Origin of the sequence: Streptomyces sp. NPDC091292 (assembly GCF_044757265.1) — a bacterium.
Lineage (GTDB): Bacteria > Actinomycetota > Actinomycetes > Streptomycetales > Streptomycetaceae > Streptomyces.
Genome location: NZ_JBIVUQ010000006.1, coordinates 73,723 through 87,030 on the forward strand (window position 1 = coordinate 73,723; position 13,308 = coordinate 87,030).

Consider the following 13,308-nt stretch of genomic DNA (forward strand, 5'->3'; position numbering starts at 1 on the left):
CACCGCCTTCGACGAGACAGCCACCCGAGCTTGTGGTTCTGGAGCGGAAGTGACTGGAGTTCCTGTCATCGCGGCGGACGGCGCGACGGTCACGCTGGGCGACACCACGCTGCTCGCGCCCACGACGTTCGCGGTGATGCCGGGCGAACTCTGGTGTGTCACCGGCAGCAACGGCTCGGGGAAGACCACTCTCCTCCGTGCCTTCCTGGGCGGTCGGAGTCTGACGGCGGGTTCGTGTTCGGTGAGGGGGGAACCCGCCACCATGGCGAAGCCTCTGCATCGACGCCTCGTGGCCTCGCTCGTGGAACCGATCCCCGTCGCACGTGACATGACGCTGCGCGAGCAGGTGACCCTGGTCGCCGCCTCCTGGTACGGCAATACCACCCACACCACCGAACGCGCCGATCAAGTCATCGAGCGGTTGGGGCTCGCCTCGCTGGGTGAACGGTTTCCCCATCAGGTCTCGTCCGGACAACTGCAACTCTTCAGCCTCGCGCTGACGCTGGTCCGCCCGGCCGACGTCGTCCTGCTGGACGAGCCCGAGCGGCATCTCGACCGTCACCGCGTCGAGCTGGTGGCCGCACTGCTCACCGAGCGGGCGAGGAACGGCACGGCGTTCCTCGTCGCCACCCATGAGGCCGCTCTGGTGGAAGCGGCCGACGGTCGCGTGGAGTTGGGATGACGGCGTACGGCATCGCGTCGCACGAAGCCGAGGCCGGTACGCGCGTCCACGCCGTACGGCAGCTCTACGCCCGCCGCGGCGACCGTGCCACGGTGCGTGGCCGCGCGTACCTCGCCTATCTCGTCGCGCTGTTCTCCGTCTTCTACCTCGTGCCGGTCGTGCACGCGGCGAGCACGTCACCGGCGCTCCTCTCCGTGGGGTCTCTCGCCGGGGCGACGCCCCTCGCCTGCGCGTTCGCGGTGGCGGTGTGCTGGGGCGCCCAACTCGCGGGCCGGTTCTGGGGACCGCTGGTGATCCCGCCCTTCCTGCTGCACGTGTTCATGACCACGGACCTGTCCCCGACGGCCTACCTCGGCACGATCGCCCGGCGCCGACTGGCGTACGCGGGCACGGCCACGCTGCTGTCGGCGTGCGCGGCGGCGTACCTCGCGACGGACCTGTTCGCTGACCTCGACACCGCGCTCCAGGGTCTCGCCGTGGCGGTGGGACTCACCGCTGTCGCCGCGGTGGCGTGGCTGTGGGGCCAGGTCAGAGCGGTGCCCGACAATCTCGTACTCGCCTCCGGCGCCGGCGCCTCGGCGCTCATCGCGACAGTGGTGAGCCGGACGGCTCCGGGCGGCGGGGGCGGGTTGTGGCCCGTCGCCTGCGTGCTGGGACTCGCCGCCGCGGCCCTCGGGCGTGCGGCCTTCCGGTCGATTCGGACGGTCGACCTCGCCAGGCTCGCCCGCGAGTCGGCGCGCGCGTCGCAGGCCCGAACGTATGCGTGGACGGGCACGCTCCACCACGCGCTGGACCTGTACCGGCCGGAGCCGCGCGGGCTCACCTCGGCCCTGTTCCGTGCGGACGGGCGCCTTCGCGGGTATCTCGCCCAGGGCGCGACACGAGCGCTGCGCACGCCCGGTCGCGTGATCGCGGCCGTGCTGCTCCTGGTGATCGGCGGTGCCGCGCTGACGCTCGGGGCGGCCGGGCCGGAGAGCGGCCCGGCGTTGTCGTCGTGGGTGGCCGGGTCGGTCTGTGTGTATCTGGGATCCGGGTGGGTGAGCGAGAACTGGCGTGGTCTGCGGGACGAGTTGACCCTGGCCCCGCTGTTCGGGGAGCGGTGGGGCGGGACGCTCGCCCGCACACTGGCGTGGCCCGTCGTGGCGGTCACGGTCGGAGCATGCCTGGGAGGTGGCGTCGCCGTCCTGGCCCCGTGGCCGCGCGACAGCGCACACCCCGTGGACACGGTTCTGCTCGTCGCCGGGTCGGTGGTGCTGGTGATCGGCGCCAGATTTCTGCGCGAGATGAAGCTGCAGCTGCCGCTCGAACTGCTTCTCCCCGTCATCACGCCACTCGGCGACCTGTCCGGGCTGCTGATCGTGGCGTGGCAGTTCGACGGATTCGTCGCCGTGGTGATCGGCATCGCCGCCATGAGCACCGTCCCGTCCGCGCCCGGCGCGGCCACACTGGCGATCGGCATGGCCGCCTGCTGCGTGTGGGCGGGTCTGCGCCGGACGGGTTGGGCCCACCGGGGACTGCGTGCCCGCCTCAGCCGGGCGTGACTCACTCGGCCGAGCCCGGTCCGCCGGGGCTCGGCCTCGGTCTACGCCGGCTCGGTGGACTGGTGGGCGGCCTCGCCCGTGCCCGCGCTCACCAGCCCTGTCTCGTAGGCCACGATGACGGCCTGGACGCGGTCACGGACTCCGAGCTTGCCGAGGATGCGGGCGACGTGCGTCTTGACGGTCGCCTCGGCCAGGTGGAGGCGGTGGGCGAGTTCGGCGTTGCTCAGTCCTCGGGCCAGCAGGGCCAGGACCTCCAGCTCGCGCGGGGTGAGCGGGGCGAGGTCGCGGTGGAGGGCGGCGGTGTCGCCGCCATGCGGGGCGCCGAGTCGATGGTCGCCTCGGGCGAAACCCTCCACGAGGCGGCGGGTGATGGCGGGCGCGAGGAGAGCGTCGCCGGTACGGACCGTGCGGACGGCCGAGGCCAGGTGCTCGGGGGTGACGTCCTTGAGGAGGAAGCCGCTGGCCCCGGCGGACAGTGCCGCGTAGACGTATCGGTCCAGGTCGAAGGTGGTCAGGATGATGACGCGGGGTTCGCCGGAGGCGCCGGTGAGGATGCGGCGTGTGGCCTCCAAGCCGTCCATCTCGGGCATCCGGACGTCCATCAGGACCACGTCGGGACGTGTGCGGCGGGCCGCTTCGACCGCTTCGGCTCCGTTGGTCGCCTCTGCGACGACGTCGATGCCGTCGGCGCCGAGGATCATCCGGAACCCGGTGCGCACCAGGGTCTGGTCGTCGGCGAGGAGCACACGCAGCGGCTCGGTCACGGTCCCTCCAAGGGGATCAGGGCCTCCACACGGTAGCCGCCGGTCAGACGTCGGCCGGTGTGCAGAGTTCCGTCGTAGACGGCGAGACGCTCACGCAGGCCGATCAGGCCCCGGCCGTTCCCGGCGTCGGCGTCCGCGCCCGGACGTCCACCGGTGTCGGTGACTTCCACCCTGAGCCTGTCCCGGCCGTAGACGACGGTCACGGCGGCAGTGGCGCCGGACGCGTGCTTCACGGTGTTGGTCAGGGCTTCCTGGACCACGCGGTAGGCGGCGAGTTCGATGCCGGGCGGGATCGCGCGAGGTGGGCCGGTCACGGTCCGGTCGACCGGCAGTCCGGCGTCCCGTACCCGTCCGACGAGTGTGTCCAGCTGGTTCAGGCCGGGCTGCGGGGCCAACTCCGCGCCCGTGTCGGCCAGGTGCTCCGCGCCCGTCGGCTCACCCTCCCCGGCCGGGGTGAGCAGGCCCATGACGTGCCGCAGTTCCGTCATGGCCGCCCGGCCGCCCGCCTCGACGGCGAGCAGGGCCTCGGCGGCCTGCTCGGGGGCTGTCTTCATGATCTTGCGGGCGGCGCCCGCCTGGATGACCATCACGCTGACGTTGTGCGTGACGACGTCGTGCAGTTCGCGGGCTATCCTCGCGCGCTCGTGCTCGACCGCCCGGCGCAGCGCCGCGGCCTGTTCGCGTTCCAGATCGGAGAGCCGGGCGCGGCCTTCGTCGGTCCGGAGCTTCCAGGTACGCAGCCCGAGGGACGCCACCGCCATCGGAACCAGGATCAGCAGGGCGATGTACTCGTTGGGAACGATCGGCGTCACCGAGTTCCCCGAGGTACCGACCAAGAGAACCGACACCGGCAGCGCCGCCAGGGTCGCCACCCGGTAGGGGCTGTAGACGGCGGCGCTGTAGACGGCGATCACGAATGCGTAGAAGGTCAGGCGCAGCACGCTCTGCGGTGTCGTCAGTACCGCGGCTGTCACGACGCACAGCACGGCGAGCGGGAAGCGGCGGCGCAGCGCCAGGGCGCCCGAGGCCACAACCGCGAGGGTCACCATGAAGGCCATGCCGCTGGGGCCGGACGGGCGCGGGATCACCCGCTCCACGCCGGGTGCGATCTCACGCACCACGACATTGTTCGCGTTGCCGATGCCGTAGTACACGGTCGCGACGCCGAGCGCCAGCGCCACCAGCACGTCGAACTGCCAGGCTCGACGGCTGAGCCGCGGCGCCGGGCCGCTCGCGAGCCGGGCGTCGCGGAGCGCCTCGCGGCCCGCGGCCCGCAGCCGCTCCAGCGTCGTACGGATCGTACGGACCTTCCTCACCGGTTCATTGTCGCCGCCGCCCGAACCCCCGGAGTCCGCCTCAGCGGTCGGTTCCCGGCGCCTCGCGTACATCGGGCGCCTACCTCGCAAGGATGACGTTCCGGCAGATCATCCCGGTGCGGTAGGACGAAGGGTCCGGACGGGCGACGCGCGACGGCCGGGCGGCCTTCTAGCGTCCGTGGCTCCGACGCCCGTATCGAAGGAGCCTTTCATGACCACGCCGGTGATCGAACTACGCGAGGTGGGCCGCCGGTACGACGACGGCCCGCCCGCCCTGCACGACGTGACGCTGACCGTGCGCCCCGGCGAGGCCGTCGCGATCCTGGGCCCGTCCGGCAGCGGCAAGTCCACGCTGCTCAACCTGATCGCGGGGCTCGACCGGCCCGACGCGGGGACCGTCACCGTGGACGGGGTGCGGGTGGACCGCCTCGGCGAGGCCGGGTCGGCGCTCTACCGGCGGTCGAAGGTCGGCATGGTCTTCCAGTTCTTCAACCTGCTCGACGATCTGACCGTCACCGACAATGTCGTCCTGCCCGCGCGGCTCGCGGGCATGGGACGCGGCCAGGCCGATCGCCGGGCGAGGGAACTCCTGGAAACCCTCGGCATCGACCGGCACGCCCGCACCTACCCGGGCCGGCTGTCGGGCGGCGAGCGGCAGCGCGTCGCGGTGGCCCGCGCGTTGATGAACCGGCCGCCGCTGCTCCTTGCCGACGAGCCGACCGGGGCCCTGGACACGGCCGCCGGACAGGACGTCGGAAGACTGCTCGCCGACCTCAACGCCGATGGCCAGACCGTCGTCGTGGTCACCCACGACCTGCGTCTGGCCGAGTCCTGCACGAGCCGTACGGTCCGGATCGCCGACGGTGGGATCACCGAGGACGTCAGGTCGCACGCCGTCGCCCCGGAGGCCCTGCGATGAGCGCGCTCGGCAAGGTGGTGCGCTCGGGGGTGGGACGGCGCCGGGTGCAGACGCTGGTGATCGGGCTCGCCACGCTGATGGCGGTGGCCGCCTCCGTCCTCGGCGGATCGCTGCTCGTGGTCTCCGGAGCGCCCTTCGACGACGCCTTCGCCCAGCAGCACGGCGCGCATCTGTCCGTCGAGTTCGACGCGGGCAGGGTGAGTGCCGGGCAGCTGTCGAAGACCGAGGACGCGGAGGGGGTGAGCGGCGCGGCCGGGCCGTTCCGTACGGCGACGGTCACCCCGCGGATGGACGGGGCGGGCCCCGGGTGGCCGATGACCGTGGTGGGCCGGGGCGATCCCGGCCGGGGTGTGGACGAGGTGACGCTGCTCGACGGGCAGTGGGCCGAGCGCCCCGGCGAGATCGTGCTGTCCGCCGACTCCTCGCTCAGGCCGGCCATGGGCATGAAGCTCGCCTTCCCCGACGGGCCCGGCAGTCCGACGCTGACGGTGGTCGGCGTGGCCCGCTCGGTCACGCGGACCGCCGACGCCTGGGTGGTCCCGTCCCAGATGCCGGCGCTCACCGAGCCCGGCAGCGGTGGCTACCAGATGCTCTACCGGTTCACCGACGCGGGCACCGACGCGCGGATCACCTCGGGCGTCAAGGCCGTGACGGCGAGCCTGCCTCGTGGAGCGGCCGTCGGCGAACAGTCCTGGCTCCCCGTCAAGAAGGCCGCAGAGCGCGACACCGCCCTCTACGTCCCGTTCCTCATCGCGTTCGGCGCCCTGGGCCTTGTCATGTCGGTGCTCGTCGTCGGCAATGTCGTCGCGTCGGCCGTCGGCATGGGAACGCGGCGCATCGGCATCCTGAAGGCCGTCGGCTTCACCCCGGCCCAGGTCGTACGGGCCTACGTGGGCCAGGCGCTGATCCCGGCCGCCGTCGGCACGGCGCTCGGTGTCCTCGCCGGGCACCTGCTGGCCGTCCCCGTACTGGCCGAGACCGAGGAGGTCTACGGCACCTCTTCCCTCGCCGTCGCCCCCTGGGTCGACGTGACGGTGATCGCCGGGGTGCTCGGCCTGGTGGCGGCGACCGCGTGGGCGAGCGCCTTGCGGGCCGGCCGGCTGCGTACGGTCGACGCGCTCGCCGTCGGGCGCAACGCGTCGACGGGGCGCGGCCGGCGGGCGGCCCGCCTGGCCGGCCTGCTGCCGCTGCCGCGGCCGGTCGCGCTGGGCCTGGCCCTGCCCTTCGCGCGGCCCGCCCGCGCGCTGGCCATGGGCACGGCAGTCCTGTTCGGCACCGTCGCCGTCACGTTCACCGTGGGGATGGTCGCCTCGCTCGGCGAGGTGATGAAGGCCAAGGCGCACGACGCCGCAGACGTCACCGTTGCCGCGCCCATGCCGGAGTTCGGCGCCCATGGCCCTGCCTCCGAGAAAGAGACCCCGGTCGATTCCGCCGCCGTCGCCGCAGCCGTCGAGGCCGCCTCCGGCACCGGGAAGTACTACAGCGCATCGACGGTACGGGCGACCGTGTCCGGAGTGACCGGCATCGTCGACGTGATCGCCTTCACCGGCGACGCCTCCTGGGGCGGCTACGCGATGGTCTCGGGCCGCTGGATCGACAAGCCGGGCGAGGCCGTCGTACCGACCCAGTTCCTGGCATCCACCGGCACCCGCATCGGTGACACGGTCACTGTGAACGGCCTGGCCGAGCCGGTCGGTGTCCGGATCGTCGGCGAGATCCTCGACCCCCGCAACGACGGCATGCAGGTCTTCACCGACATCGCGACCCTCACGGCCGCACATCCCGACCTGACGGGGACGAGCCATCACATCGCGGTCACCTCGGGCACCGACGTGACCGGCTACGTCGACGCACTCGACAAGAACCTGGCACCGCTGGGGGTCAGTGCCCAGGCCGGCGGGCTCGACGCCGGCAGCGACATGGTCGTGACGCTCAACGCGCTGTCCGCGATCCTCACGCTGATGCTCGTCGCCGTCGCCGCGCTCGGCGTGCTCAACGGCGTGCTGCTCGACACCCGCGAACGCGTCCGGGAGATCGGTGTCCACAAGGCGCTCGGCATGACGCCCCGCCAGACCATCGCGATGATCCTCACCTCGGTCGTCGTCACCGGACTCGTCGCCGGCACGCTGGGCGTACCGCTCGGCGTCACCGTGCACGGCTGGGTCATGCCCGCGATGGGCGACAGCGCGGGCCTCCGCCTCCCCGACTCCGTCATCGCCGTCTACCACACGGCCCAACTCCTCCCCCTCGCACTCGGCGGCCTGCTCATCGCCGCCCTGGGCGCGCTCCTGCCCGCCGGCTGGGCCGCGAGGACCCGAACCGCCACGGCCCTGCGCACGGAGTAGGAGGTCAGGTGCAGAGCTGGTGCCGGCGGCCCCACCGCGGGAAGCGGTGGGGCCGCCGGCGGGACACACCCCTGGACACGGAGCGGTTCCAGCCTTCCAAGGACTTGCCACGGCCAGTGTGTTTACGTAAACATACAGAGCGCATGAGGTACGGCTCCCCTGTCCCCCCGGCACTCCCCTTGAGCACAACTCCCTTGAGCACAGGAGCAGCAGCACATGCCCGTTCTTGAGATCGACGACGGCGGTTTCCGCCTCGACGGCGAACCCTTCCGGCTCCTGTCCGGCGGGCTGCACTACTTCCGCGTCCATCCGGCGCAGTGGGCCGACCGGCTCCGCAAGGCCCGCCTCATGGGCCTCAACACCGTGGACACGTATGTCCCGTGGAACCTTCACCAGCCCCGGCCCGGCGAGTTCCGCATGGACGGCGCGCTCGATCTGCCGGCCTTCCTCGACCTCGCCGCCGCCGAGGGACTTCACGTCCTGCTCCGCCCCGGCCCGTACATCTGCGCCGAATGGGAAGGCGGCGGTCTGCCCTCCTGGCTGCTCGCCGAACCCGACATGCGGCTGCGCAGCCGCGACCCCCGCTTCCTCGCGGCGGTCGACGACTACTTCGCGCGGCTCCTCACCCCCCTGCGGCCCTACCTCGCCACCCGTGGCGGCCCGGTGCTCGCCGTGCAGGTCGAGAACGAGTACGGGGCCTACGGCGACGACACCGCCTACCTCGCCCACCTCGCCGACTCGCTGCGCGGGTGCGGGGTCGATGTCCCGCTGTTCACCTGCGACCAGCCCGCCGACCTGGCACGCGGCGCGCTGCCGGGGGTTCTCGCGACGGCCAACTTCGGCAGCCGCTCGGCCCAGAACCTCGCCGCTCTGCGCGCCCACCAGCCCCAAGGCCCGCTGCTGTCGGCGGAGTTCTGGATCGGCTGGTTCGACCGCTGGGGCGGCCACCATGTGGTCCGCGATCCCGATCAGGCCGGGCGGGAGCTGGACGAGCTGCTGGCGACCGGGGCCTCGGTCAACTTCTACATGTTCCACGGCGGCACGAACTTCGGCTTCACCAACGGCGCCAACGACAAGCACACCTATCGGCCCACCGTCACGTCCTACGACTACGACGCGCCCCTCGACGAGGCCGGCGACCCCACGGAAAAGTTCACCGCGTTCCGCGAGGTCATCGCCAAGTACGCGCCCGTCCCCACCGAACCCGCGCCCGCACCGTCGCCCAAACTCGCCCTGCCCGCCGTCCCGTTGACCGAGAGCGCCGCCCTTCTCGACTGCGCGGCGGCCCTGGGAGCCGCCGTCGAGTCCGAGCGCCCCCTGACCATGGAGCAGCTCGGGCAGGACTTCGGGTTCGTCCTGTACGAGACGGTCCTTACGGCCCCCGGGCCCGTACTCCTGGAAATCGACCAGGTGCGCGACCGCGCCCAGGTCTTCCTCGACGGGCAGCCCGTCGGGGTCCTTGAGCGGGAGAGCCACGAGCACGCCCTCGCCTTCGGCGTCCCGCGTGCGGGCAGCGTGCTGAGTCTGCTCGTGGAGAACCAGGGCCGCGTCAACTACGGCCCCGGCATCCACGACCGCAAGGGGCTGCCCGGCACGGTCCTGCTGGACGGCGCCCCGCTCACCGGCTGGACCAGTCGGCCGCTGCCTCTCACCTCGCCGGCCGGGTTGCCGTTCGCCACCACGGTGACCGCGCCGACCGGTCCGGCGTTCCACCGGGGCGCTTTCCCCCTTGCCGCGGCAGCCGACACGTTCCTCCATCTGGACGGCTGGACGAAGGGCGCCGCCTGGATCAACGGTTTCGCGCTCGGCCGCTACTGGTCCCGTGGTCCGCAACGCTCCCTGTACGTCCCGGCCCCCGTCCTGCGCGCGGGCACCAACAAGATCGTCGTCCTCGAACTCCACGCCGCGCACCGCGCCCGTACCGTCGACTTCCGTGCGACCCCGGATCTGGGTCCGACCGGGGAGTAGGACCGCACATCAGGACCGCACATTAGGACTGCACATGGTGAGGGCAAGGCACCGGTCTCGCGAGGTCGGTGCCCTGCCGTCTCCCTTGGTCAGCCCTCCCTTCGTCAGCCGAGTGTCCAGGACTGGTTGGGCCCGGTCGTGGGCCGGTAGACCCCGACGGGGGCTCCGTCACCGGTGGCCTCCCCTGTGACGTCCAGGAGGTTTCCGGAGGCCCGGTTGATCAGCGTCGCGTGGCCGTCGCCCGTGGTCGAGCGGATCCATTGCTGCTGGGTGGACGATCCGGGCGCCGCGAATGTCAGGGTGCCGCCCGACACCGAGAGCGCCTTGCCGGTTCTTACGTTGGTGATCCGGTAGGTCGCAGTGGTGCCCCAGTCGGTCGGCGACAGCTTGGTGAAGGTCCACTGCTGTGCGGTGTCCGTCGTGTTCGAGGTGCGCTGAACCACTGTCTCCTGGCCGCCACCACCGGTCGTCGTGGTCGCGAGCGCCAGCTTGCTGTGGTCGCTGATGATGTGGCGGGGTGCTCCGGTGGGGGCGGTCGTGGCCGCGGTGTTCACGCCGGAGACGCCCGGCAGGACGAAGGTCGTGACCGAGCCGGCGCCCACCGTCACCTTCAGGGTCTTGCCCTTCGTGGTCGCATCGCTCCCGCGCACCAGATTCTTGGTGGCGTCCGTGGTGTAGCGCTCGACGGGCGCGGCGCCGACCGTCCGGAAGCCGCTGAGGTCGAGGGTGATCTCACGGTCCTGGCCGGTGGGGTTGGTGTGGACGACCACGGCGCCGCGTCCACCCGGGCGCAGCGCGGCCAGGGTCTGGGTGCTGTCGGTGTTGATGACGCGGGCGCCGGGCCGGACGAAGCGGCTGTAGTTGGCCATCGCCCAGTACTTCTTGTTCTTGCGCAGCGGCTCGGTCGCCGCGTTCTCCGGGGTGAAGTCGGTCTGGATCAGACCCCAGTTGGAGTTCTCGTGGGCCGGCGTCATGTTCTCGTAGTCCTCGACGGCCTGCCACAGCACCCAGGCCCGGGGCTCCAGCTCCCGGATGTCGTCGGCGATACGTCCTGCCAGGTCCAGCGCGGGACTCATGTCCGTGAAGCTCTGCGGAACGCTCCCGCCCACGTCCACCTCGGACATCCACAGCGGGGTCGCCTCACCCTTGGCGATGTCCCGGACGCCGGTGCGGCCGTTCGTCCCGTACGTATGGGTGTTGAGACGGCCGACGGCGTCACGGACGGCGGGTGGGTACGTCTCCCAATTGGCCCGGAACTTCGCGGGGTTGGTCTCGTCCATGGCCGCGATCGGGGTCCGCAGGCCGTTCGCGTCGAGGGCGGCGCGGAGGGTGGAGACCATGCGGGCCTGCGACGCGGGGTCCCAGTGGGAGCCCTCCTGGCGGCCTCCGGCCCGCCAGTAGTCGGTGTTCGGCTCGTTGACCGGGGAGAGCGAGTCGAAGGTGACGCCCGTGGAGTCCTGGGCGCGTTGGACCGCGCCCGAAAAATAGGCGGCGAAGCGTTCGTACTGGTCGGAGCGGAGGTTGTCCTGCCCCGCGTTCCAGGCGCCGGAGACGAGTCCGCTGGTAGTCATGAAGTAGGGGGCGGAGTTGGAGAACGCCTCGAAGGTGTCGGCGCCGCGCGCCTTGGCGGCGCCGAGCCACCAGCGCTGGTTGGCGTCGGCGTCCGGCTTCCAGTGGGTGGGATCGGCCGGGTTCCACCAGTCCGGGGATTCCGGTCCCGGGCGGTTCCAGTAGCCGGGGACGGCCGCGCCGGCCCGCATGTACGGGGTGGTGTCGGGGCTGTCGCCGCCGCCGATGTTGTAGCGGGCGATGGTGAAGCCGAGCCCGTCCGCGCCGTAGAGGTCGTCGGCGAGCCTGCCCCGCTGGGCCTCGGGCCAGCCGCCGGTGACATTCGCGAACCAGGCCAGGGCGGTGCCCCAGCCCTCGAAAGCGGGCTGCTGGTAGCTCGGGTCGAGACGGATGGTGACCGCGTCGGCCGCGGTCGGCAGGGCGGCGGCCGGGGGCGCGGTGAGACCGACGGCGACGAGGGCGGTCGCGGCGGAGGCGGAGGCGAGGGCGGCGAGGGGGCGTGGGGGGCGGAACGTGTGGCGGGGGTGGGTGGGGATCACTTACGTACTCCCTGACGAGTAGGGCCGGGGGCTCCGGAAGGTGTCTCTCCGAGGTGTGCGCCGGTCAGGCGGCCGAGCGCCGCCACTTCTGGTTGTCGCCGCTGTTGCAGGTCCACTGGACGAGCGCGGTGCCGTCGGCGGTGGACTGGTTGGTGACGTCGAGGCACTTACCGCTCGGCCGGGCGACGAGCTGTACGGCCGAGCCGGTCGTCCGTACGGTCCACTGCTGCCCCGCGCTCCCGTCGCAGGGGTACTGGACCACGGCCGCACCGTCACTCGTGGACGCGTCGCGGGCCGCGAGGCACTTGCCGCTGTGGCGCAGCACGATCTGCACGCTGCCGGCGCCCGAACTCTTCAACCAGAAATGCTGGTTGGCGGCGTTGGTGTCGCCGCAGGTCCACTGGATGAGGGCGGCCCCGTCCGCGGTGGACCGGTCGGCGGCGTCGGCACACTTGCCGCTGTGCACGGCCGTCAGCTTCTCCCAGGTGCCGATCCCCTTCACCGTCCCGGCGGCGGCGTCGACTCCGATCTGCGGGAAGTAGTCCATGCGCAGGGTGGTCCTGGTGGGGAAGGTCAGCGGCAGCCAGACGTACTGGGAATCATTGACCACGCCACCCATGGAGTTGCCCCAGCGGTCACCCATGTAGAGGTACGAGGTGCCCGAAGTGCCCTGCACCGGCAGGACATACGCGGTCTGCGAGCCGTACGCCCTGTCGTCGCCGACGTCCTTCAGACCGCTCCAGGCACCGGTGACGCTGGTGGCCGTGCCGTACTTCTGCTGGTTGGGCGCCCAGCCGGTGGCGCCCGACGTCAGCAGGAAGTAGACGCCGTCCCGCACGAACATGGCGGGGGCCTCGCGCCACTGGCCCGCCCACAACTTCTGCACCTGCGACTCCACGGCGGTGTAGTCGGAGGTCAGCCGGTACACGTGCAGATCGGCGTTCTCGTTGGCGGCGGAGATCATGTATCCGGTGCCGTCGGTGTCCACGAAGGTGGTGATGTCCCGGGACATGTGGCCCAGGGGGCGGAAGCTGCCGCGCCAGGTGTAGTCGCCGTCGACCGTCGAGGAGACGGCGACCGCGGCGCGCGCCTCGCCGTAGTCGGTGGCGTTCTCCTTGTGCATCCACATCACGAACTGGCCGGTCGCGCTGTTGTACACGACCTTGGGCCGCTCGATGTTGGCGGACCGGAGTTCAGGGTCGGTGGCCTGCGTCAGGACGTGGCGGCGGAACTCCCACGACTTGAGGTCGGTGGAGCGGTAGGCGGAGACGTAACGGAAGGTGTTGTCGGCGTTCCGGTTCTCGCCGAACCAGTAGTAGTACGCGCCGACTTTGACGACGCCGCCACCATGGGCGTGCACGGGATCGCCGTTCGGATCGGTGAACTGGGTGGCGTTGGTGACAGTCGAAGGCGCCGCCTGGGCGTTGCCCACGGCACCGAGGAGGGGCAGGAAAAGGGCGGCCAGAACGGCGAATGCCATCGCCATCCCTGGGGGTTCGCGTCGCATGATCGCGTACCTCTTACTGGTCGGTGGACAGGACGGAACCGCGCCTCGGCGCAGCGCGGGAGAAAGACCCGCGGGCCGACAGGCTGGTACCACCGCTGTGTTACATGCGAGGGATCTCCCCTCCATGTTCGCGTTAACACGAGCGGTTCGGGGAGAGT

At 71.6% G+C, this 13,308-nt stretch carries 9 protein-coding genes; 5 read left to right on the top strand and 4 right to left on the bottom strand.

The window, feature by feature from the left end; translation table 11 throughout:
- Positions 1-49 precede the first annotated feature (49 nt).
- Together ACIQNU_RS18770 and ACIQNU_RS18775 are read left to right on the top strand one after the other, a co-directional pair.
- On the top strand, positions 50-682 hold the full coding sequence (locus ACIQNU_RS18770) for an ATP-binding cassette domain-containing protein (RefSeq protein WP_401367308.1): 633 nt from the start codon (positions 50-52) through the stop codon (positions 680-682).
- Positions 679-2,223 (top strand): hypothetical protein, encoded by a 1,545-nt coding sequence (locus ACIQNU_RS18775; RefSeq protein ID WP_401367310.1) that lies wholly within the window; start codon positions 679-681, stop codon positions 2,221-2,223. Before ACIQNU_RS18770 ends, ACIQNU_RS18775 begins: the two co-directional genes overlap by 4 nt.
- Before the next feature lie 41 nt (positions 2,224-2,264).
- Here the strand turns inward: ACIQNU_RS18775 and ACIQNU_RS18780 are convergent, their stop codons facing one another.
- Both ACIQNU_RS18780 and ACIQNU_RS18785 read right to left on the bottom strand, forming a co-directional pair.
- The gene (locus tag ACIQNU_RS18780; protein ID WP_401367313.1) at positions 2,265-2,987 is read right to left on the bottom strand and encodes a response regulator; all 723 of its coding nucleotides are present in this window, start codon (positions 2,985-2,987) and stop codon (positions 2,265-2,267) included.
- Entirely contained in the window at positions 2,984-4,375 is a 1,392-nt protein-coding gene (locus tag ACIQNU_RS18785; RefSeq protein ID WP_401367314.1) for a sensor histidine kinase, read from the bottom strand. The genes ACIQNU_RS18780 and ACIQNU_RS18785 overlap by 4 nt, the downstream gene beginning before the upstream one ends.
- 139 nt (positions 4,376-4,514) lie before the next feature.
- Here ACIQNU_RS18785 and ACIQNU_RS18790 point away from each other — a divergent pair, with 139 nt between their 5' ends.
- The 3 genes from ACIQNU_RS18790 to ACIQNU_RS18800 all read left to right on the top strand — a co-directional run bounded on the left by ACIQNU_RS18790 (position 4,515) and on the right by ACIQNU_RS18800 (position 9,535).
- Positions 4,515-5,222 (top strand): ABC transporter ATP-binding protein, encoded by a 708-nt coding sequence (locus ACIQNU_RS18790; RefSeq protein WP_401367317.1) that lies wholly within the window; start codon positions 4,515-4,517, stop codon positions 5,220-5,222.
- Complete coding sequence (locus tag ACIQNU_RS18795) at positions 5,219-7,567, top strand: ABC transporter permease (RefSeq protein WP_401367320.1); 2,349 nt, start codon at positions 5,219-5,221, stop codon at positions 7,565-7,567. The genes ACIQNU_RS18790 and ACIQNU_RS18795 overlap by 4 nt, the downstream gene beginning before the upstream one ends.
- A gap of 216 nt (positions 7,568-7,783) precedes the next feature.
- Positions 7,784-9,535 (top strand): beta-galactosidase family protein, encoded by a 1,752-nt coding sequence (locus ACIQNU_RS18800; RefSeq protein WP_401367323.1) that lies wholly within the window; start codon positions 7,784-7,786, stop codon positions 9,533-9,535.
- A gap of 104 nt (positions 9,536-9,639) precedes the next feature.
- Here ACIQNU_RS18800 and ACIQNU_RS18805 read toward each other — a convergent pair whose 3' ends face one another.
- Together ACIQNU_RS18805 and ACIQNU_RS18810 are read right to left on the bottom strand one after the other, a co-directional pair.
- Positions 9,640-11,643, bottom strand: a complete 2,004-nt coding sequence (locus ACIQNU_RS18805) for a glycoside hydrolase (protein WP_401367325.1) — start codon at positions 11,641-11,643, stop codon at positions 9,640-9,642.
- A gap of 64 nt (positions 11,644-11,707) precedes the next feature.
- Positions 11,708-13,150 (bottom strand): RICIN domain-containing protein, encoded by a 1,443-nt coding sequence (locus tag ACIQNU_RS18810; protein WP_401367328.1) that lies wholly within the window; start codon positions 13,148-13,150, stop codon positions 11,708-11,710.
- Between the last annotated feature and the right edge of the window lie 158 nt (positions 13,151-13,308).